Source organism: Hymenobacter sp. HSC-4F20, from assembly GCF_019599275.1.
In the GTDB taxonomy this organism is placed as follows: domain Bacteria; phylum Bacteroidota; class Bacteroidia; order Cytophagales; family Hymenobacteraceae; genus Hymenobacter.
On sequence record NZ_JAHZTD010000002.1, the window covers coordinates 351,408 to 371,770 of the forward strand.

At 61.7% G+C, this 20,363-nt stretch carries 17 protein-coding genes; 9 read left to right on the top strand and 8 right to left on the bottom strand.

Annotated features, from left to right (window positions below; genetic code table 11):
- Positions 1 to 82: 82 nt before the first annotated feature.
- The gene (locus K3G63_RS11240) at positions 83 to 310 is read right to left on the bottom strand and encodes a cupin domain-containing protein (protein WP_220614224.1); all 228 of its coding nucleotides are present in this window, start codon (positions 308 to 310) and stop codon (positions 83 to 85) included.
- 529 nt (positions 311 to 839) lie between these two features.
- On the opposite strand from K3G63_RS11240, the gene K3G63_RS11245 reads away from it, so the two are divergent.
- The 3 genes from K3G63_RS11245 (at position 840) to K3G63_RS11255 (ending at position 2,852) form a co-directional block, all read left to right on the top strand.
- Complete coding sequence (locus K3G63_RS11245; protein WP_220614225.1) at positions 840 to 1,247, top strand: hypothetical protein; 408 nt, start codon at positions 840 to 842, stop codon at positions 1,245 to 1,247.
- Between the two features lie 148 nt (positions 1,248 to 1,395).
- Complete coding sequence (locus tag K3G63_RS11250) at positions 1,396 to 2,409, top strand: NAD(P)/FAD-dependent oxidoreductase (RefSeq protein WP_220614226.1); 1,014 nt, start codon at positions 1,396 to 1,398, stop codon at positions 2,407 to 2,409.
- Positions 2,410 to 2,525: 116 nt separating this feature from the next.
- Positions 2,526 to 2,852 carry a 2Fe-2S iron-sulfur cluster-binding protein gene (locus K3G63_RS11255; protein WP_220614227.1) on the top strand — a complete coding sequence of 109 codons (327 nt, stop codon included), beginning with the start codon at positions 2,526 to 2,528 and terminating at the stop codon, positions 2,850 to 2,852.
- A gap of 111 nt (positions 2,853 to 2,963) precedes the next feature.
- Here K3G63_RS11255 and K3G63_RS11260 read toward each other — a convergent pair whose 3' ends face one another.
- Positions 2,964 to 3,422, bottom strand: coding sequence for a hypothetical protein (locus K3G63_RS11260; RefSeq protein WP_220614228.1), 459 nt, complete (start codon positions 3,420 to 3,422; stop codon positions 2,964 to 2,966).
- A 138-nt stretch (positions 3,423 to 3,560) separates the two neighbouring features.
- A complete protein-coding gene (locus tag K3G63_RS11265; protein WP_220614229.1) occupies positions 3,561 to 9,869 on the bottom strand; it encodes an MG2 domain-containing protein in 6,309 nt (2,102 codons plus the stop codon).
- Between the two features lie 332 nt (positions 9,870 to 10,201).
- On the opposite strand from K3G63_RS11265, the gene K3G63_RS11270 reads away from it, so the two are divergent.
- A complete protein-coding gene (locus K3G63_RS11270; protein ID WP_220614230.1) occupies positions 10,202 to 10,945 on the top strand; it encodes a porin family protein in 744 nt (247 codons plus the stop codon).
- Positions 10,946 to 11,130: 185 nt separating this feature from the next.
- Here K3G63_RS11270 and K3G63_RS11275 read toward each other — a convergent pair whose 3' ends face one another.
- Entirely contained in the window at positions 11,131 to 11,700 is a 570-nt protein-coding gene (locus K3G63_RS11275; protein ID WP_220614231.1) for a DinB family protein, read from the bottom strand.
- Positions 11,701 to 11,770: 70 nt separating this feature from the next.
- Between K3G63_RS11275 and K3G63_RS11280 the strand changes: the two genes are divergently transcribed.
- Together K3G63_RS11280 and K3G63_RS11285 are read left to right on the top strand one after the other, a co-directional pair.
- Complete coding sequence (locus tag K3G63_RS11280) at positions 11,771 to 12,799, top strand: hypothetical protein (RefSeq protein ID WP_220614232.1); 1,029 nt, start codon at positions 11,771 to 11,773, stop codon at positions 12,797 to 12,799.
- Between the two features lie 76 nt (positions 12,800 to 12,875).
- Positions 12,876 to 13,916, top strand: coding sequence for a helix-hairpin-helix domain-containing protein (locus K3G63_RS11285; protein ID WP_220614233.1), 1,041 nt, complete (start codon positions 12,876 to 12,878; stop codon positions 13,914 to 13,916).
- Between the two features lie 178 nt (positions 13,917 to 14,094).
- Here the strand turns inward: K3G63_RS11285 and K3G63_RS11290 are convergent, their stop codons facing one another.
- Positions 14,095 to 14,316, bottom strand: coding sequence for a hypothetical protein (locus K3G63_RS11290; protein WP_220614234.1), 222 nt, complete (start codon positions 14,314 to 14,316; stop codon positions 14,095 to 14,097).
- 495 nt (positions 14,317 to 14,811) lie between these two features.
- On the opposite strand from K3G63_RS11290, the gene K3G63_RS11295 reads away from it, so the two are divergent.
- Positions 14,812 to 15,678 carry a hypothetical protein gene (locus K3G63_RS11295; RefSeq protein ID WP_220614235.1) on the top strand — a complete coding sequence of 289 codons (867 nt, stop codon included), beginning with the start codon at positions 14,812 to 14,814 and terminating at the stop codon, positions 15,676 to 15,678.
- 60 nt (positions 15,679 to 15,738) lie between these two features.
- Here the strand turns inward: K3G63_RS11295 and K3G63_RS11300 are convergent, their stop codons facing one another.
- Complete coding sequence (locus K3G63_RS11300; protein WP_220614236.1) at positions 15,739 to 16,638, bottom strand: hypothetical protein; 900 nt, start codon at positions 16,636 to 16,638, stop codon at positions 15,739 to 15,741.
- A 141-nt stretch (positions 16,639 to 16,779) separates the two neighbouring features.
- Between K3G63_RS11300 and K3G63_RS11305 the strand changes: the two genes are divergently transcribed.
- Complete coding sequence (locus K3G63_RS11305; RefSeq protein ID WP_045688855.1) at positions 16,780 to 16,971, top strand: cold-shock protein; 192 nt, start codon at positions 16,780 to 16,782, stop codon at positions 16,969 to 16,971.
- 93 nt (positions 16,972 to 17,064) lie between these two features.
- Here the strand turns inward: K3G63_RS11305 and K3G63_RS11310 are convergent, their stop codons facing one another.
- Both K3G63_RS11310 and ricT read right to left on the bottom strand, forming a co-directional pair.
- On the bottom strand, positions 17,065 to 17,562 hold the full coding sequence (locus tag K3G63_RS11310) for a gliding motility lipoprotein GldH (RefSeq protein WP_220614237.1): 498 nt from the start codon (positions 17,560 to 17,562) through the stop codon (positions 17,065 to 17,067).
- A gap of 11 nt (positions 17,563 to 17,573) precedes the next feature.
- Complete coding sequence (gene ricT, locus K3G63_RS11315; protein ID WP_310794579.1) at positions 17,574 to 19,145, bottom strand: regulatory iron-sulfur-containing complex subunit RicT; 1,572 nt, start codon at positions 19,143 to 19,145, stop codon at positions 17,574 to 17,576.
- Positions 19,146 to 19,539: 394 nt separating this feature from the next.
- Between ricT and K3G63_RS11320 the strand changes: the two genes are divergently transcribed.
- On the top strand, positions 19,540 to 20,343 hold the full coding sequence (locus K3G63_RS11320) for a M57 family metalloprotease (protein WP_220614238.1): 804 nt from the start codon (positions 19,540 to 19,542) through the stop codon (positions 20,341 to 20,343).
- The last annotated feature ends 20 nt before the right edge of the window (positions 20,344 to 20,363 follow it).

Genomic DNA, 20,363 nt, shown 5'->3' on the forward strand with positions numbered 1-20,363 from the left:
CACATTCTTCACGCACCACTATGGTGGTAGAGTAGCCCGGTTACCACCCCCTTTTCGGTGTAGACGCGGAGGGCAATGTGCCTCATGCCTTGCCCGGGCGAAGCCCCGTGCCAGTGCTCCACGCGCCGGGGTGGGCCTTGCCCACCTCACCCTTGCGCCGCAGCCGGGTGGGCTGGCCTTTTTCCTGGTAGTAGCCTACCCCGGCCGTTACCATCAAAATCTGCCCGGCCGGGTGCGAGTGCCACTTGTTGCGAGCCCCTGGCTCGAAGGTTACGTCGCCGACGGTACAGTTGGTAGAGGTGTCGCTCACAACCATGGTTACCCAGGCGGTGCCAGTGAACTAGTCAGCCGGGCTACGCTTGGTGTCGGCCGGGGTTTGCAGTGCGTTGGTTAAGGAGCCTGTAGGAAGCAGACACAAACAACACTTCTGACCTACAAGCACGTACCCGCCGGGTGCATATACAAGTATCTCTACCTCGTCCGGAAGCTACGTTCTGAGCGTGGCAGAAGCTTAGTCTAACCCGGGGTCTGCTACAAAGGTCCTCTACCTCTTCAGGTTCAGGCAACGACAAGCAAAGAGACTGGTAAGACTTTCAACTAATCAGCCTCAGCCGCCCCAGAGTCGCCCGAAGCGCCCTGCGTCTTGCTGGCTGGCACAAGGCGGCCGTAACCAGCCGATAACTCCATGTGCATATACCATAGTGGGGCGCTTACAGCAGAGAGTGGCCTGGCTTTTCCCAGGTAGAGAAAAGTAGATGAGTTATTGTCTCACCAAGGGATTTTTTTACGGGAATACGCGTTTACAGGCCACGCTCTTGTTTTCTACTATTCACACCTGTATGCAACTCGTCGCCTATCGGCCTGAATACCGAATTTATCTGGATACATTACAAAACCACGTTGTGTACGAGCGCCGGGAAGAGCAAACGCTGGCTCAGGACATGCCCTATTTCCTGGCTGACTGGCACCGGGTTTTGGCGCGTCTGCAACCTGGCTTCACCATGCTCTGCGACGTATCGCACACGCTGGGTCCCAACGTGCGGCTGGTGCCGCTGTACGTGCAACTGCGCGAGCTGCTGAACGCTGCCGGTCTGGCGCTGCTGGCCGAAGTGCATCCTCCTTCCCTGACCATGCAGGCCCTGAGCCGGTTGCTCAGCGAGCGGTCGGCGCTGCCAGTGCACCGGTTTACCAACCGGGCAGAGGCCGAGTACTTTCTGCTAGGCCACAGCCTGGCGCAGCCAGCGTAGTCCACCGAGAGCAGGTGCAGGCTGGGCTTGCTAGCGTGCTGTGCCTATCTTTGCGCCCGCACGAGAAGGTGCTGCCACCGTTTTGGCAGGCCCGCTGGGTATACACCAGTGCTGCGCGCGCCCTGTTTTGTCTTCTCATTTTTTGCTAATGAGCTCCATTTCCACTGATATCTGCATAATTGGCGCCGGCCCGGTGGGGCTGTTTGCCGTATTCGAAGCCGGCCTGCTGAAGCTGCGCTGCCACGTAGTGGACGCCCTACCCCAGGTGGGCGGACAGCTCTCGGAGATTTATCCCAAGAAGCCCATTTACGACATCCCGGGGTTTCCGGAAGTGCTGGCCGGCGACCTGGTGCAGAACCTGATGCGGCAGATTGAGCCCTTCCACCCCACCTTTACGCTGGGCGAACGGGTAGAAGGCTACCAGAAGCTGGAAGATGGCTCGTTTCGGGTCACGACGGCCGATGGCACCGAAATTCTGTGCAAAGCCATTGCCATTGCCGGGGGACTAGGCTCGTTTGAGCCGCGCAAACCCGCTATTGACAGCTTAACTGACTTTGAAGGCGGCAAGGGCGTATACTACATGGTGCGCGACCCGGAAACCTTCCGCAACCAGCGCCTGGTTATTGCCGGCGGCGGCGACTCGGCCCTGGACTGGACTATTTTCCTGGCCGATGTGGCCAAAGAAGTAACCTTGGTGCACCGCGGCACTACCTTCCGTGGAGCCGCCGATTCAGCCGAGAAAGTGAAAAACCTGCACGAGGCTGGTAAAGTGAAGCTGGTGCTGAGTAGTAACGTCACCCACGTACACGGCAACGGACGCCTGAACGCCGTAACCATCACGGCCAACGATGGCGTCGCTGAGCAGGTGGAGGCGGACTCCTTTATTCCTCTCTTCGGCCTTACGCCCAAGCTCGGCCCCATCGGCGAGTGGGGGCTGGCGCTGGAAGATGATGCCGTGAAAGTAAACACGGTAGACTACTCCACTTCTGAGCCTGGCATCTACGCCATCGGCGACATCAACACCTACCCTGGCAAGCTCAAGCTAATTTTGTGCGGCTTCCACGAGGCAGCTCTCATGTGCCAGGGGGCCTTCAAATACATCAACCCCGACAAAAAATACGTGCTCAAGTACACTACCGTCAACGGGGTACCCACTTTGTAAGTGAACGGGTGAACGGGTGAGTTTTATGAGTGGGCATAACCCGGGCAGCGCAAGCCGGGCCGCCACACATCCAACTCACTCGTTCACTACCTCTCACTATCTCACCAGTAATATTTATGACCGACGAAGTACGCGTATACGTGGAGGAAACCCCAGGCCAGCGCCGGGAGGTAGTAGCCCCCACCGATATGGGCCTGAGCCTGATGGAGATTCTGAAAGCTGATGGCTACGACATTCAGGCCACCTGCGGCGGCATGGCCCTGTGCGGCACCTGCCACGTAGAGGTGCTGGCAGGCCCGGAACTGCCCGAGCCCGGTGACGACGAGCTGGCCATGTTGGAAAGCCTGCCCGTGATGACCCAGGGCAGCCGCCTTTCCTGCCAGATCCGGATTACGCCCCGCATTGATGGGCTGGTAGTGCGCCTGATGCCCCAGGACGCCTAACCCACCCGGGGCTGCAAACGGCCGCTTACCGCCGACCTGCCAGCAAAACGCCAAGAGCCGCTCCAATGATACTTGGAGCGGCTCTTGGCGTTTTGTACCTGCGCAGAATGCTTAGCGCCGACGGCGGCTGGTAACTTTCTTTTTGGTGGCTGATTTCTTCGCCGTTGTTTTCCGGCGCGCTGAGGAGCCGGTGCGGTGGCTGCTGGCGCGGCGGTGGGAACTGGAGGAGTGCCGGGCGCTGCTGGTATGGTGCACGGCGGCGGGAGCCGCTTTGGCTTCTGTGGCTTCGGCGGGCTTATCTTCCTCCGTGGCTTCGAGGTTGCGGGCTGTCACTTCCACCGCCGGCTGATTGACCGCAGTTTCTTCGGCTGCCGCACGCAGGGTAGCTGCCTGCTTCCGGCGTATGGGCATTAGAAAATCGCGCTCGGCGCGCTCCTGTGCCGATAGTTTTTCCTCCCCTGGCAGATGCGTGGGGGTTGTGGTGGCTGCTTTCGTTTTTTTGTCTCCCTGAGCCCAGGCCGAGGTGCTGCTTAGCAGCAGCACGGCGGCAATTAAACCTAGTTTACGCATCAACTTCATCCTTCCTGAAAAACAAACGAGCCGCAAAGGTACAACCACAGGCAGGGAGTCGCAACGCAGGGCGGCGCGTAGCCTAGCACTATGCGTTAATAGTGCATATTCCCCGCCGAAAAACACCAATTTGCTCCATTACTGCGGCGGAAGTATGCGCAGTCGGCTGCCCGTGGAGTGCGCAGCAAACTCTGGCGCGTAGAGACACTGGAGCTGCGAGAGGCCGCCCGAGAAATTGCCGCTTTGCGCCGCACGCAGCCGGTATTCGAACGTATGGGTGCCTTTGGGCAGAGACCCGATAAAGAAGTTGGTGGCCGCATCGCGGGAGCTCTCGTAGTAGCCCAGCCCGCCCTGGTAGCGGTAGCCTGATGTCTGGCCAATGGGTTCCAGCCCCGCCGCCCGCTGGTCCTTGAGGTGCACGTATTCCAGGTCCTGGTCGGCGCGCAGTACCAAGCGCACCACCAGCACGTCGCCTACCCGCAGGGGTGCGGCCGTGGTGAGCGGCTGCAACACAGGGCCAGTGGCGGTGCGTTCTTCGCGGTAGAACTGGCGCGCCAGCTGCAGGCCCGCCGCGGCTGCCTGCAGCTTCTCCGGTTGCTCGAAATATTGCCAGTACAGCGCCCCCCAGGCTACCCCGGCGTCGGGCTTCTGAACGGTTACCTTACCTTGGGCAGAACTTATTTCGGCGGCTGGAAACGTGGTGGAGAAGTAACCCGTACCGGCCTGTTGGCCCGAGGGGAACACCAGGTTTCCGCCAACGCGCACCTGCAAGGGGTGGGCTGGCACCAGCCAGTTGGTACCGCGCAGCAGTAGGGCGTAGCAGGCGTCGGCGGTAGCGCGGGTGCTTTCCCAGTTCTGGACGTGCTTCTGCTGAAGCAGCCAGAGCTTCATTTCGTCCACAGCACGTTGGTCGTGCTGCACTTCGTCGAAGGCTTCGATGAGGGTGGCCTGGGTTTCGGTGGGGGCCTGCCGCCAGTAGTAGCCTCCGCGCACTTCCTTCCAGTACATGCCCAACTCGGGGCTGTGCAGGGCGTTTTCGCGGAGGGCGGTGAAGATGGCCTGCACGGTGGCCGGCTGGGTTTGCTGTCGGTGCAGCGCCAGTGCCAGCTGGGCCTGCAGGTAACGGGTCTGCTCCGGCCAGTACGCGGCCGCCTGCTGCTGGTAGAAGGCCAGGGCAGGCTGCGCGGTCTTGGCTATGGGCTCTGCGGGCCAGAAGCTGCGGGCGTACAAAGCCTGCACCTGTACATCGGACGGCCGCTGCTGCTTTAGGTTGAGACCGGGCTGCTGGCGCAGGCGGGCGTAGTCGGCGGCCAGGCGGGCATCGAGGTAGGCCAGGGCGCGGCGCAAAACTTCCTGCGCCTGGGGGGAGGTAGCCGCCCCAAGGGCTCCGAGCCTCTGCAGCTTGCCAAAGCCGGCAACTATCAACTGGGTAATGTACCGGTCATCGGGCATCTGCTCAAACCAGGGGAAAGCGCCGTTAGGGTGCTGCAGCCGGGCCAGTTGCGCCAGGGCACGGGTGGTCTCGGCCTGCAGGCGGGGCTCATCAAACAGCTCCGCGAGGCGGCGCATACGCTCCGTTTCCGACTGCGCCTCGCGCACCCAGGGGGTTTCCTGGAGCAGCAGGGCCTTTAGTGCCGGTTGCTGCTCCAGCTTGCTGGTCAGGGCGGCGTGGTCGCCGGCAGCAGCGGCGCGCTTCCATTCCGCCAGCGTAGCTTTCAGCGGCGGGGTGCTTTGCAGGATTTTGGCGGCCAGCAGATTGGCGTACAGGCGACTGAACACTTGCTCAGCCGACTCATGCGGGTACTCCATAAGGTAGGGCAGGGCCTGCACGGCGTACCACGCGGGGTTCGGGCTCATTTCCAGCGTAAGTGAGTAATTGCGGCGCGTGGGCGAGGTAGTGCTGGTCAGGCTTTTCAGCTCGAACTCCCGGGTAGCCGGCCCTACCAGGGACAGGGGCAGGCTTTCGGTCATCAGCACCTGGTTGGGTAGCACCGGCAGCGTGTTTTCCTCCCCGTCCTGCACAGTGACCATGGGCGAGCTGCCGGTTGCCGGTTTATGCTGACGGCGCTGTTGCCGCTGGGCTCTCTTTTTCTCTCCTGACAACCGCGAACCGGCAACTGCCAACTCGGCCGAGGCTACTACCCGGTAGGTCAGGGCTTCTAGCGGCACCTGTCCAACGGCGGTTTCCGGAATAGTCAACTCCCAGCTTAGGGCGCGGCTCTGGCTGGCTGGCAGCTCGAAGGACAATTGGGCAGGGCTGCGAACCAGTTGACTGGCTAACGGCTGCTGGGTACGGGCATCGAGCAGGAAAAGCTGGGCGGTACCTTGCAGGGGCTCGGCGGTGAGGTTGCTCAGCTGGGCACTCAGGCGCAGCTGGTCGCCTTCCCGGAAAAAGCGCGGAGCATTCAGCGTAACCTGCAGCTGCTTCTGCGTGACCAGCTCCCGGCGGAGCAAGCCGGAGTGAAGTTGCTGATCGTGAGCGAGGGCCAGCAGCTGCCAGCGCGTCACGGCCTCGGGCAACAGGAACTCCAGCACGGTTTCACCCTCGGCGTTAGTGCGCAACGCGGGCATCCAAAAAGCTGTTTCGCGGAAATCCTGACGGGTAGGCACGGCCGTGAGGTTAGGGCCGGCACTCCCGCTTTCCTCGGCAGGCGGAGCCGCGGCGGCATCACTCATCATGGCTCCGGTACCCATTTCGGCTAGCGGCGCGGCATTGGAGCGCATGCCACGAAGCCGTACCTGCACGCCGGCTACCTTACCGGGTAAGGCTCTTGCCGGAGCAACTTCTGCATCCTGCTTAACGACGGGCGGCGGGAATCGGGTGGAAATCTTGTTAGGCAGCAGCAGGTAGTCGTTGCTACTTTCTTCGTCGCCCAAGGAGAAGCCCCACCAAGCCAGATGGGGATACAGTATCGGATTTTCTTCCGGGTACGCGGCCGGGCCGAACAACTCCGTGGACTCGGCCGTATCGAAGCGGCCTTGCCAGGCCAGGCCGGCGGGGTAGTGCGCGGGCCAGAACTGCAAGCCCTCCAGATTGTGCGCCTGAAAGGCATCCAGCGACTTGTCGTAGAGGGTGGCCAGCAGCTCGGCCGCGGCGGGTTTGCCATCGGCTTGCCGGATGGTGAGGCGCCAGGTTTCCCGCTGGCCGGGCTGCAGCTTGTCGCGGAAAGTGGCAATGCTTAGGGTAAGGGGGGCTGGCGGGGTAGCCACTTGCACGGTAGCGGAGTGCGAGTAGAGGCGGTTGTCGCGTACCTGCGTGAGGTGCACGTGCAACTGACTACCCTCCAGAGCTGCCGCCACGGGTACTTCTACGAGGCGCTGCTCATTGGGCGCCAGTGTAAGCCACTCCTGGCGCAGGGTCTTGCCCTTGGCCTCGGCTTGCAGCAGTACCCGGGCCCCAGGCTGAGCGCTACCCACCAAGAAGCGGGCCACCTGCCCGGGTGCTGCGCTGTCCTGCAGGCTTACAAACCAGTCGGGGGTTGGGATGGGCAGCGTGGTGGCCGTGGCAGAGTACAGGGTGAAGGCTTGTGCGGTGCGGGCGGGCGGGCCGCCGGCTGGGGTAGGGGCCGTGGCCTCCAGCACGTACCGACCAGGCGGCTGCTGGGGCAGCTGCGCCGCCACGCCACTCAGCACGGGGCTTTTTTCGGTGTCGAACTCCTGGGTAAGCACCAGGGTGCGGGCCCACGTGCTATCCTGGTCTTCGGCCCCGTAGGCATCCAGCGGGAAGCGCCGCTTGAACTCCTCCCGGCTCAGGGCTTCGCGCTCCGGCTGCTCCCAAAGGCGGGGCCGCAGCACAGGGCCGGGCGGCGTCAGGCGGTAGAGGCGCACCTGGCCGCGAGCCGGTCGGGCTTCATTGGTAGAGCTGGTGCTCAGCAGCCGAAGCGCCGGCAGCTGCTCCCGGTTCAGCAGATCCGGCAGCTCAAGACGCAGGGTAAGGGCAACGGGGCCCAGGCTCAGGCGCTGCTCACCAGTGCGGGTTTCGCCAGCGGCATTGGTTACATCGGCAGTTACGGCAAACACGTAGCCCGGAGCCCAGGGCCCGCGCGGCTGAGAACCTTTGTCTTCCCCCTGGGCCATAAAGGTTAGGGCGAAGCCGCCAGCCGAATCGGTTTGCGCGGTGCCGCTGAGAACTTCCACTTCCGCGCGGCCCCCGGGCGGGTACCCCGCGGGGCCGCGCCCAAACAGGAGGGGCCAAAACGTGCGGCGCACCACCCGGTACTGCACGGTGGCGCCATCAACGGGCTGACCGGCGTAGGCGGTGGCTGTGCCGTGCACTACTACCTGCTGCCCCAGCACGGGCGTACCGGCCACCGGTGCCAATGTTACCTGAAACGTGGGCCGCTTATAGTCCTCCACCCCGAAGCTGATACTGCCATTATCCGTTTGCAGGCTCATCTGCCCGTTGAGCAGCCCCGTAGGCAGCACTACCGACCCGTGAAAAGAGCCAAACTCAGAAGAAGTAAACGGGAGCGTCTGCAAGGTCTGGCCGTTAACGTCCAGCACGCGCACCGACACCGGCTGCCGGGTCAGGAGCTGGGATTTGCCGGCGCTGGTTTCCGTTAGAATGCCCTTAAAATACAGTGTTTGGCCAGGGCGATAAATAGCCCGGTCGGTGTAAAGAAACGTTCGGCGCTGCGGCTGCTCTACCTCCGGCTGCCGGCGGGGCGAGTAATAAGTGGCGCTGGTTGTCAGCAGAGAATCGGAGCCCCGGGTGAGCAGCACGGCGGTCAGCCGGGTGTTTTCGCCGGTAGTCAGCCCCAGCGGCACCTGCACCTGGCCGGCGGCGGTAGTGGTTTGGGTAGCGCCGCGCCGCGTTAGCTGCTCGTTACGGCCCTGATTAAAGTACTGCACCAGCGGCAGCACCTGCACACCAGGTAGCGGGGCTCCGCTTTGCCGGTGGAGCACCAGCAACTCGGCTCCTCCCCCATCCGCGCTGCTGCGCTGCAGGTAGCTTAGCTCACTCACGCTCAGCTCGGCGTAAGCGGTAGTCGCACCCGGGCGCGGCTGGGCGGCTTTCCCTGCCATAGTGCTCAGCACAATAAGGTAGCGGCCCACGGGCAGAGCAGGGCCGGCGTGCTGCACAGTACGCAAGGTATAGTCGGCGGGCCCGGGCACGGGCAGCGCCCAGGTGGCCGCTGGTTGGGCAGCCAGAACCCGCGCGTAGCGTTTCGCAACCGGCGCTTCCTGCATTGCCGGGCGCTGCTGCTCCCGCAACTGCTGCACCGTGCTAATGCGGTAGGCTGCCGCGTGCAGCACCGGGGCGTTACGCACGTGCAGCTTCAGCAACCAGGGCTGGGCAGGCAGCACTACGTCCTCGGTAGTAAAGTGCAGCTCTGGGGCTTCCAGCTGCTGGCGCAGGGTGCGGGCCTGCCGGGCGCCTCGCGAGCGGGGGTAGCGCTTTTCCGCGGCCAGGGCTACCTCCCGGGCCCGGGCCGGCTGCGCGGCCGCCAGGCTCTGCGCCTGGGCCGCCAGAAACTCGGCCGCTACGGGCAGGTTCTGGAAGGCAACGGCCGCCCGCGCCAAGGCGGCCTGGTAGCGGGCATCGGCGTTAGGCAGGGTGGTGTACTGGCGCACGAATTCTAGCCGTAGCAGCTCCACATCGGCCAGGGCTGTGGGGTTGCCGGCCTGCTGCAGCCGAAAAGCTGTCAGCTGCTGCAATACCTGCAAGGCATGAAGCTGCCCGCTCAGCGAGTCAGCAGCAGGAGCTGCCAGACGCAGGCGCGCAAACCCGGCCGCCGGGCCAAACAGGGCCGAATCTCGCAGGGCAAACTGTTGGGCGGGCTGGGTGAGGTAGTACTCTTCGTTGCGTAGGCCCGCCACGGCCCGGTGCGCCAGCAAATCGAAAAGGGTGGGGCGGCGGGCCAGGCCCTCGGCATCCCTGCGCCACACGGCGTACCCGAGGGCCGAGAGCTGAAGCTGCTGCTGGCGGCCGGGCTCCTCGGCCAGGGAGGCGCGGTACTGGCTGACTATGGCGCTGCCGAGGCGGGTAGCATCCCAGGTGCTTAGGTCGGCGGTGGGCGCGGAGGCGTCGCCTGCAGGAGCGGTAGTGGTTCGGTCGTAGAGCTGGTAGCGGTGCTCGGCGTAGTACTGGGTGTAGAGCTGGGCCAGCAGGCTGTGCAGAACGGGTCGGGCCGGGAAACGCGCCGTTTTCAGGTCGGCTTCCACTAACGCAATGGCTTTTTCGCTGGCCTCTTCCTCTCTCTCCCCCAGCAGACGCAGCTTGTAGAGTAAGGCCCGCAAGTACTCCGGCGTAGTTTGCTGCTGGCGGGCCCGCTGATACAGGGGCTCGAGCAGGCGGGCCGCGGTGGCCGTCTGGTCGCGGGCCAGCAGCTGGTCAATTTTCTTCCAGGTAGCGGCCGGGCTACTGCCCTTGCCGGGCGAGGTAGTTTGGGAAGAGCCAGCGGAAAACATCAGCAGCAACAGTAGACTTAGCAGGAAAGGGCGCATATGGGCAAAACGAATCAGGCAGGCAAGTTGATAAAAAACAGATGCCTGGCCTGCCCCGATTCCACACGCCGGGCCAAGGAATAAGCAGCAGTTGCTTTCGCCACCCTGTCCTAGGCCGCGGTGCCCGACCAGTTGCTTGCCCGGGCACCGCGGCCTAGGACAGGGCACTGGTCGGGCAACAGAGTTTGTGCGCCAGCACATCCTTCCTGCGGGTCCGGTTATGCTCAGTATACACAACTATCCCTATACATAAAGCAATGAAGGTTTGGGGAAGTACTCTACCTTCGCGCCGTGGCCCAGTAAGCTACAGCGTATAGCTACCTTATTTTATCATGCGTAAAAAAGCACATTTCTCTATTGTCGTGGCCGGTTTGCTGATGGGCGGAGCCGGTGCAGCGCAGGCGCAGGTAACCCTGGGCCCGCGCCTTGGGGCCAATGCCAGCACCCTCAGTTTCGACATCGATGGTGAATCGCCCGACGCGAAGTACATCGTGGGGCCGCAGGCAGGCGTCACGCTGAACGCGCAGTTCGGCAACCTGTCGGTGCAGCCTTCTATTCTGTTTTCTTCGAAGGGCGCCAAGTTTGATGAATCCTCCGACGAAACCTACACCCTGGGCGGGGACACGTACCGGCAGCAGGTTAAGCAGGAGGCCACCATCCGGCTAAACTACATTGAAGTGCCAGTAAACCTGGTGTTCAACACCAGCGGTGAGGAAGGCGGGTTCCAGGTGTTTGCAGGCCCTTACATCGGCATTGGCCTCAAGGGCAGCTACAAGACGGAAGGTAGCTACTCCGTCAGCGTCAACGGGCAGGTAGAAGAATCTTTCTCAGGCTCCGAGGAAGAAGACATCAAGTTCGTGGGCAAAGGCACGGATGGGGATGAGCCCGAGTTCCGCCGGATTGATGTAGGCCTTAATGCCGGGGTAGGCTACAAGGCAGGCCCCTTCCAGGCACAGCTAGGCTACGGACTGGGCCTGGGCAACCTCGTCCCGAAGTACGAGGATGACGACTCCGACGACAAGCTGCACAACCGCGGCGTGCAGCTGTCGGTGTCGTACTTTTTTGGCGTGAAGTAAACTGGCAGCCGGTTTCAACCAGGAAATGGGCGGTATTCACCAAGTGGTCATGCTGCGCTTGTCGAAGCATGGCGTTCAAACGAATTCTACACCTCCTTTTTTGGCTACTGTCCACAAACCCTAGAAGAAAGGCTCCCGCAACCTCAGGTTGCGGGAGCCTTTCTTCTACCTGGCAGCCACCGGGTCTATTTTCCGTCCAGCACCCGCTCGGCCTGCTGAATGTGGCGCTTCATGTGCTCCACCAGTAGCTCCAGCGCGTCGGTGAGGCGGGGTAGGAGTAGCGGCACGATGGGGTTAGGGATGCGCACGGCATTGGCATTCACCGTCCGCGACTGGCTGATGAGGTTATCCAGCTCGTCGAGCTGGCGGGTGAACACTTCTACTACGGTACGGGGCAGCCGCGAGCCGCTGGGCGCGTACTGCTGGGGCGCTTTCATGGGTTTTTCGCTGGCGGGCAGGCGCATGGCATCGGTCATTTTCTTCCCGAAGAAGCCGTGCACTACCATTTCGGCCGGCTTAGAGCCTCGCTCCTTGGCCGCCTTGATTTTGCGACTCATCACCGGCAGATACAGCCCACCCACGATGTTAAGGTGCTCCAGGCACTGGCCCACGCTCCACTTGCCCGGCCCGGGGCCGCGGTTGAGCTGGTCGTCGGTCAGAGGGCGGAAGCGGCGGTTGGTAATTTCCCGCACCCGCTGCAAATCGGCAGCCAGGGAGTCCAGAAAATCGGTGGTACGGCGGGTGGTGGCGCTCATAGTAGTACGGGCAGTAAAGCAGAATCGCCTGTAATGATACTGCCCCTAAACGGTTTCGGCAACGGCCTTCGTGTTCCCTCCATCCGATTCGGGTAAAATTCAGCTGCTGGTGTACCTTCGGGGCATGGTGCAGTTTCACTTTGTCCTGCTGAGCTTCCTGGGGCTGATAGGCCTGCTACGGCCTACTGAGGCTGTGGCCCAGGCCGTGCCCAACCCCGGCGAGAACGTGGCGTTTCTGGTGACGTTTGGGGCGCAGGCCGATAAAAGCTGGGGCGACGATGATTTCACCCAGACGTTTTTTTTCCTGGTACCCAAGGCTAACCGGCAGCCAGTTTATATCCGCGTCTTCGACCCCGACTGCGGGGGCCAGCACGACGAGGCCAAGTTCGGTTGGAATACGACCACAGAATTCAGCCTGTACGGGGGAGCCGGGGCCCACTCCGGCCCCGCTGCCCGCGGCACGGAACCTAAAGGAAATTTCCGTTCGGGCACCCTGCTTAAAACCAAAACCTTCGGGGCCGATAAAATCTACGACGGGCAGTGGTATACTTTCGGGCCCCTGAATCCGCTGGAAGGCGAGTTCGTGCCAGAGTTCGACGGGTATGTGTTTAAGCTAATTGCCCAAGGCAAGAAAGGCGACGACGGCAATCTGTACCGCTACTTTCTGAGCACCTCGCCTACCCAGAACGTAGCCGTGGAAGGTGGCAACGCCTTCACTTACGAGTATTCCTTTCGTCTCTCCCCCCAACGGAAAGCCACAACCCACCTCTACCCCTTCGTCAACGACCGGGTGGTGAGCATCAAGCAAAGCAACTTTGATGTGGACGGCGACGTGGCTCTGAAAATTTTCAGCGTGGCGAAAAATGGCCACCCCGCCGCCATCAGCGGCGACAAAGCGTGGGCCAGCAGCGTCCACCCCATCACGGCCAAGGAACACGGCCTGTCTCTGGATTTGCAGCTGACCTCCCTGGCCAAGGCCACCAACGACCTGGTGTTTTACGTCACGGACCAGTACGACGTAGCTTTACCCTTCTTTGCCGTGCCTCTGGGCGGCCCCCCGCGCTACCACTATGAGGTCGACGTGAAGATTCGCAGGTAGGGAAGGTGGCTTTATTGCCGATTTCCTTCTATACTTAGGCTAGCAATAGTTTATCCAAACTTTATCTATTCTATGTATGCCCGTTTCGCAGCGTCCGCCCGCCGGACCAGCCTCTAAGCCACCCCGCCGCCGGGGTGTTTTCTTGCTGGGGCAGCGGACATTGCGGCGCTACTTTGGCTTCTCGCGCCGCGAAACCTCGGGCTTTGTCGTGCTGGTGGGGCTGCTGCTGCTGTGGCTGGTGCTGCCCTCCTTGCTACGCCCCGCCCTGCCCTCCTACGACCCGGCCCCCGATCAGCGGCGCCTCAACGCTTGGGCCACTGAGTTGGCGGCCCGGCGCACAGCCCGGCCCGCGTTTACCAGCCGTTACCCCCACCGGGGGGCTCCCGTAGCCCAGGTACCCCTGGCTCCGTTCAATCCCAACCAGCTGTCGGAAATGGAGTGGGAGGCACGGGGGCTGCCGCGCTACGTGGCCCGGCGTATTGTACGCTACCGCGAGGTTATCGGCGGGTTCCGGGCCAAGGAGCAGATCCGGCGGACTTACGGGCTCGATGACTCAGTGTACACGCGCCTAGCCCCTTACATCCAGCTGCCCGACCAGCTGCCCCCACACGAGCCCCGGCAGTATGCCGCCAATCGGCGTAAGGAGTATTTTGAACACCAGCCGTTTAGCGCCGGCGCAAGCCGCTTCGCTCGCAAGCCTGCCCGGTTGGCACCGTTCGACCTGAACGCGGCGGATACTACCCAACTGATGCAGATTCGGGGGATTGGCCGCGGATACGCCCGGCGCATTGTGGAGTACCGGCAGCGCCTGGGTGGCTTCCGCACCCAGGCACAAACGGCCGAAATCTACAGCCTCCGCGACGCGCCCGACTTGGTGGACAGCCTGCGCAAGTACACGTTTGTAGCCCCCAGCTTCGCCCCTACCCCGCTCGACGTGAACAATGCTCCCTTTGAAGTGCTCCAGGCCCACCCCTACGTAGGCAAGCGCCTGGCCCGGGTGCTGGTGGCGTTCCGGCAGCAGCACGGCCCTTTCCGCCAACCCACCGACCTGCGGCAGATCCGCATTCTGGACCAGGCCACTTACGAAAAGCTGGCGCCTTACCTAGTACTTAGGTAAGCAACCAACGCGCCCTGATACCCCACTACCCATAAGCCGCTTGGCATGTAAGCCGGCAACAGCAAGAGCCGGTGACTGAGCCGCGAGACGGTTTCGGCCAACCAAACGCCTACCCCAGCCCCAGCCAGCACGTAGGTTACCCAGTGGCCGCTGCCCACCAATATCCACGAATATCCCCTTACCGGAACTGTTCGTGCAGCAGCGTGGCCGTCAGGAAGGCCTCCATTCTATGGGCCGAGGGAAAGCAGCTACAGTCAGGCAAATTATCGGGCCAGCAGGTGTGGTCGGCGTGCCGGAGCCGCGTGACAGCGCCCGTGCTCAGGGCGCGGGCCAGGCTGTAGCACACCGTACACTGCACTACCTGCCGTTCGCCGGGTGGGCCGGCCGCAAAGGCAACCACGGCAGGCGCGGGCCGGGGTAGTCGTCGAACCGGGTGTGGAAGCAGAGAAAATACTCCCGGGTTTTCTCGTGTGCTTGGTTCTTTATTTCGGCGAGGAAGTTTTCGTTGCGGCCCAGGTAACCCGGTCCTGCCAGCGTCAGCGGAAGCGCCGTGCGCCAGCTAAGGGGCTGCCGCTGCCCGGCCGGGCGGAAGGCGGGAGCAGTCTGCGAGGCTAGGAACGCCGGCCAGACCAGCAAGTTGGGGGCAGTCCTGATGGGTGGCCCAGCGCCGCCAGGCCCCCAAAGTGAGCAGGCCTAGGGCAATAACTTGTTGATGCATATCAACCAAGGCTACCTGCAACAAGAAGATCTGCAGCGAGATACCCGCATGACCTGCCCCAACCCAGCGCCTTCCGGCGGGAAGTGGTATTTTTCGGCCGCGGAATCCGGTTGCCCCGCATGCCTGCTTTTTTCCTCGGCCAGCAGATGGTGGGGAGCCTGTTTTTGTATCCTGCTTATGCTTCCTTCGCCGCGCCACGCGCTACTACTCGGCTGCCTCCTTTTGTCCCTGAGCTTGGAAAGCTGCCTGCAGGACCACGGCCGCGGCGATTTTGCTTCGGTCAGTAAGCAGTATGAGGTAGAAGAAATTGGGCGTCTCGACCGGCAACGGGTGGCCGAAAGTTCAGGCCTGGAAATTGCCAGCCCCGAGGGGGACCTGTGGACGCACGCCGATGGGGGCAACACGGCCCGCCTCTACAAAGTAACCCGCCAGGGCGACCTGCTCCAGACTCTGGACTTAGCTCCCCTGCAGAACATCGACTGGGAGGACCTGGCGCAGGATGAAGAGCGTCGCCTCTACCTCGGCGACTTCGGCAACAATCAGAACAAGCGGCGCAACTTGTGCATCTATCGGCTTAGCGGCCCTACCCTGCAACAGGTTGACACGCTGCACTTTCACTACGCCGATCAGCACGCTTTCCCGCCCCGCAAGCCCCGGCGTAACTTCGACTGCGAGGCCTTCTACTATTACCAGGACAGTCTTTACCTGTTCACTAAAAATCGGGGTGAAGGCCACTGGCTCAAGCAGTACGTGCTGCCGGCCCGCCCCGGCCACCACACCGCCCGCCTCGTGGATAGCCTACAGCTGCCTACCTGGGTTACCAGCGCCGACATCAGCCCGGACGGCAAGCGCGTGGCGCTGCTGGGCTATGAGCAAGTGTACCTGTTCGAGCGCCTACCCGGCCGCCGCCTGTTCGACGGGCTCAAAAGTCGCCTCGACATTCCGGATTCGGGTCAAATGGAAGCGCTGGTGTTCGTGACCAACCAAGACCTTATTTTCAGCAACGAAAAGGGTAAGCTGTTTTTGGCTACGTATACCCCCTGAAAACAGCCTGCCCACCGAAGTGCTTCCGGTGGGCAGGCTGTTTTCAGGGGTGTCTGTGCGCTAGTCCGGGGAGCCGGTGCGACCGGGCATGGGCCCGTAATCGGGGTTGCGGGCCGAGTTGGTACGCTCATCAGAAGCGCCGCCGTAGTTGCGGGCTTCCTCCTGGCTGTTGTAGTCGCCGCGGGCCGGGGAACTGTCGGTCTGGTCGCCGGATTCAGCCGCGTCGTACTCATCGTTGTAGGAGCCGCCCTTGGAGCCGAAGCCACTCTGCTGGCTGCCTTGGGCGTCGGGCGAGCCGGCAGCCTGGTAGCCGCTGCGCGAACCGGCTGTGGGCGTGGCATCGGCCTCGTTGGTGCCCTGGCTGGAGTTAGACGGGGCCACTCCGGTTTGCTGCCCCTGGGGCCCGCTCTCAGGATGGTTCGGACGGTAATCTTCTCGCTGATTACGCTGCGAGGTATCCGGCAGGCCGCTGCCGGCGTGGGCTCCCCCTAGCGAGGAAGTACCATAATTGTCGGCGTAACCCGAATCGGAGCCTTTGGGAGCGGCATTATCGTTGGCGAATTCAGCCCCCACAGCCGAGGTGCTGGGAGGGGTAGCCCCCACCGGCTGGGTGCCATAGCTGCCGTTGCTACTGTCGGGAAAGCCGGCCGGGCGCTGTTCCCGCTCCCCTATGTAGCCGGTGGTAGGAGCTGGCGTATCGAGCGAGCCGGCATAGGTAGCCGCGCCGCGGCTTGCCTCGTTGCCGTAGCCGCCCTGCGTAACCCCCTGATTTGACTGCCGACCAAACTCGCCGCGGCTGGCCCCGGCTACCTCGTTCTGGTCGTGATTAGGGTCGTGGGCGAAGGGCTGCTGGCCGGTGGTGTTGGCGGGGGCTTGCAGCTCGCGGGGCTCGGCGCCGGGCTCCGCGGGGGGGGGTAAGGGAGAAGAAGTATCGGGGCCGGAGGCGGAAGAATCAGTCATGACAAAAAAATATAGATGAGCTGGAATCCACTTTCATACGCAGCCATCCGGTCTGCGTTCCGCCCTTGGGGGTTTTGCCAAGTTGGAAAACCATGTAGATTTACCGCCATTCTTTCACCCCACAACCGCTTACACCCTGCTATGAAAACCGGCAAAGTGAAGTTTTTCAATGAATCAAAAGGCTATGGATTCATTGTACAAGACGAAAATGGACAAGAGATTTTCGTGCATCAGACGGGCCTCGTGCACGAAATACGCGAAAATGACCGGGTATCATTCGACGTTATCGACGGCAAGAAAGGTCAGAACGCCGTGAAAGTAGAGCGCATCTAATTCCTTCACGCACAAACCCCCACACAAAACCCCGGCGGAGTACTCTGCCGGGGTTTTGTGTGGGGGTGTATCAGGCCTTGTGTACCAGGCCGGCTACTTTGCAGCTGGGTGCCGAGCTACCCGCACTCCCACGGCCATAATGCCGCGGAGCTGATTCTGGCGCATGTACTGCTCCAGCGTAAGCGTGTAGCGGCCCACCTGGTGAAACTGCTGGTTCGGTAGGGCCAGAATCTGGTGGTCATAGATGTCGCCGGTGCCGTTGCCTCGGGGCTCGCCGGTTTGCGGATCCAACAGCAGCATTTGGTGCAGCCGCCGCGACACCAGCTTGCCATCGGGTCCGGTCAGGGTCTGCTTCACGTAGAGATTGTAGTACTCGTAGTCGGCGGCGTTCCGAATGTTGAAGTACACGTCGTAGCGCTGCGTGGTATCAGCAATATCAAACTCGAAGGTAGGCTTGTCCTGCACGGCCCACACGTAGGGGTCCCCGTCCGGCGACTTGAGGTCGATATTTTTTTCAAATACCTGATTCTGGTCGCAGGCAGTCAGTAACCCTATCCCGAGCACGGGAAGCAAACGAAAAAGAAAACGCATAGGCAGGAGCATCAAGAAGCCGAAGAAGGAGCCGCCGGCTCGCCACCTCCGCCCCCAGGGCGGCCGGAGCGCCCGCCGCGCCGGTTCGAGCGGCTGCGCCGGGCCTCGCTGGCTTCCGGAGTTTCGCCGGGGGCAGTGCTGCGCGGAGGACGGCCCTCGCGGGGCGGTCGGCTGGGTTCGCCGCCAGGAGTTGCGGAAGCTGAGTCCTGGGGACGGCTTGCGTCGGAACGCCTGCCTTCGCCGCGGCCGCGGCCTCGCCGGTTCAGGGGGCGCGCCGCTGCGCCACGGGGGCGGCTGCGCTCCTCACCGGCCGCGGGCCCTTCCCCTTCGGCAGGTGGGGCGGGCGTTGCTTCGCGCGGGTCAGAAGGAACAGTGGGGCGCGGCGGGTGGTTGCGTGCGGGGCGTGCCGTTGCTACGGGAGTTGGAACGACCTCCTCGGAGCCTTTCTCTTTTTTCTTTTTGCCCCGCTTGCTGCGCTTGGACGCCTTTATCTTGTCGTCGAGGCGCTCCAGCGAACCTTCCACAATGGCCGTTACTTCGGGGGCTTTCTCCTCTTCGCGCACGGGAGCGAGCAGGCTCTCAGGCTTTTCGCCACGCTTATTCAACTCCAGCACCTCACGCACACGCTCCGTAGGCACCACCACCCAGTTGTTGTCGCCGCGTACGGCAAACCACATCTTCTTCTTAAAGATGTCGGTTTTCTGCAGGGTATAGTCGCCCTTTTCCGTTTGCAAGGGGCGCTGTACCTGCGGAATGTCCTTAAGAGCGTCGAGGTACGTGTCCAGTTCGTAGTTGAGGCAGCACTTCAGGCGTCCGCACTGGCCCGAGAGCTTAGCCGGGTTCAGGCTCAGGTTCTGGTAGCGGGCGGCAGTAGTGCTTACGCTCTTAAAGTCGGTGAGCCAGGTAGAGCAGCACAGTTCCCGCCCGCAGGAGCCAATGCCGCCGAGGCGACCGGCTTCGTGGCGCAGCGAAATCTGGCGCATTTCTACCCGCACCCGAAACTCATCGGCCAGGCGCTTAATCAGGTCGCGGAAGTCGACCCGATCATCGGCAGAGTAGAAGAAGGTAGCACGGGTACGGTCGGCCTGATACTCCACATCGGAGAGCTTCATTTTCAGCCGCAGTTCATCTACTACGGCGCGGGCCTTGAACATAGTGCCGGTTTCCAGGTCGCGCACGGCCTGCCAGCGCTCCACGTCCTGCTCCGTGGCTACCCGCAGAATCGTGCGGATATCCTTAGAGTCGAGGGGCACTTTCTTCTTCTTCATTTGCAGGCGTACTAGCTCGCCCTTCAGGGAAACGTGCCCCAAGTGCCAGCCGCTGCCCGCCGACTCTACCACTACGGCGTCGCCTGTAATAAGCGGAATACGGGTTTTATTGCGGAAAAAGTCTTTGCGTCCGCCCTTAAAGCGGACTTCTACAAGGTCAAACTCTTTAAAGTCGCTGGGCATCTCCAAGTCCTGGAGCCAGTCGAATACGTTGAGGCGGGTACAGCCGCTACTGCAACTGCCTTTGGAGCCGCAGCCCTTGGCAGATGTAGTGGAGCAGCCCCCGCCGGAGGAGGAGCAGGATGAGCAAGCCACGGCCTGAAAGATCTATATGTACAGCGGAACTAGGCAGTCCGCATAAAATCGGTTCTAGACAAAGATACAGATTTAGAGGTGGCAGCCGGTACAGCGCGCTACGCCGCGAAATAAGTTGCCACTCTACTGCCGACTACTTGAAAGAATAGTAGTCCTATTTGCCCAAGGCCATTTCAGGGATAAAAGTTTACCCAGCACTGCTAAAAAGCAATTTTCATAGAATATTCATACACAGTAAAAATCCTATTTAAAGCCCAATATTTTCTTTCTATACCGCTATAAGCAGCGGTTCCCCAGGTATATAATTTTGACAATCATTTACCTGTTGTTTTGAAATATCAATAATGAAACCCTATGTTTACACCGTTCTTTTACTCATCCACAACCAAAACACATGAAAACACTAAAAGTACTCGCCCCTCTCGCGCTGCTCGCAGCAACGAGCCTGTCTCTTTCCTCTTGTTCGGAAAAAGCCAATGTTGAAGTAAAGAATGAAGTATCGGAGACGGCCGTCAACCAAATCAAAGCACTGGGCTTTACAGCCGCTGGCGCTCAGAAAGTAGAAGGTGGCTACCTCGTGGAAGGCGACATTATGCTGACCAACGAAATGCTGGCCAGCGCCCCTGATTACAAGATGCTGCGCGTAGGCCAAGACGAGCAGTATCGTACCACTAACCTGGTAACGGGCCTGCCCCGCACCATCACGATTCGCGTAGCTAGCACACTGCCCTCGGCCTACGTAACGGCTACCGATGAAATGATTCGTCGGTACAACGCGGAGAACCTGCAGCTGCGCTTCTCACGCGTAACCTCGGGTGGTAGCATTGTACTGACTAAGGCTCCCTCGGGATCTTCGTACCTGGCGTCGGCTGGTTTCCCTTCCGGTGGCAACCCCTACAGCCAAGTATTGGTTAACTCAGACGCCCTGGGCACGAGCTACGCTACTACTACCATTGCTTCGGTGTTGGCTCACGAAGTTGGCCACTGCATCGGCTTCCGTCACACCGACTACATGAGCCGTCAGTACAGCTGCGGTGGCTCGGCCGTGAACGAAGGTGCTAGCACCGTTGGCGCCATCCTCATCCCTGGCACTCCCTCGGGTCCTGATCCGAACTCGTGGATGCTGGCTTGCATCGGCACGGGCCAGAACCGTCCGTTCAATACCAACGACCGCACGGCGCTGAACTACCTCTACTAGGCCTCAGCCTAGTGGAAATA

Bases quoted from the DNA above. Each gene is read 5' to 3' on its own strand.
- K3G63_RS11265 (WP_220614229.1), bottom strand. From the start codon at position 9,869: ATGCGCCCTTTCCTGCTAAGTCTACTGTTGCTGCTGATGTTTTCCGCT.
- K3G63_RS11270 (WP_220614230.1), top strand. From the start codon at position 10,202: ATGCGTAAAAAAGCACATTTCTCTATTGTCGTGGCCGGTTTGCTGATG.
- K3G63_RS11285 (WP_220614233.1), top strand. From the start codon at position 12,876: ATGCCCGTTTCGCAGCGTCCGCCCGCCGGACCAGCCTCTAAGCCACCC.
- K3G63_RS11295 (WP_220614235.1), top strand. From the start codon at position 14,812: ATGCTTCCTTCGCCGCGCCACGCGCTACTACTCGGCTGCCTCCTTTTG.
- K3G63_RS11255 (WP_220614227.1), top strand. From the start codon at position 2,526: ATGACCGACGAAGTACGCGTATACGTGGAGGAAACCCCAGGCCAGCGC.
- K3G63_RS11260 (WP_220614228.1), bottom strand. From the start codon at position 3,422: ATGCGTAAACTAGGTTTAATTGCCGCCGTGCTGCTGCTAAGCAGCACC.
- K3G63_RS11310 (WP_220614237.1), bottom strand. From the start codon at position 17,562: ATGCGTTTTCTTTTTCGTTTGCTTCCCGTGCTCGGGATAGGGTTACTG.
- K3G63_RS11320 (WP_220614238.1), top strand. From the start codon at position 19,540: ATGAAAACACTAAAAGTACTCGCCCCTCTCGCGCTGCTCGCAGCAACG.
- K3G63_RS11275 (WP_220614231.1), bottom strand. From the start codon at position 11,700: ATGAGCGCCACCACCCGCCGTACCACCGATTTTCTGGACTCCCTGGCT.
- K3G63_RS11300 (WP_220614236.1), bottom strand. From the start codon at position 16,638: ATGACTGATTCTTCCGCCTCCGGCCCCGATACTTCTTCTCCCTTACCC.
- K3G63_RS11250 (WP_220614226.1), top strand. From the start codon at position 1,396: ATGAGCTCCATTTCCACTGATATCTGCATAATTGGCGCCGGCCCGGTG.
- K3G63_RS11305 (WP_045688855.1), top strand. From the start codon at position 16,780: ATGAAAACCGGCAAAGTGAAGTTTTTCAATGAATCAAAAGGCTATGGA.
- K3G63_RS11245 (WP_220614225.1), top strand. From the start codon at position 840: ATGCAACTCGTCGCCTATCGGCCTGAATACCGAATTTATCTGGATACA.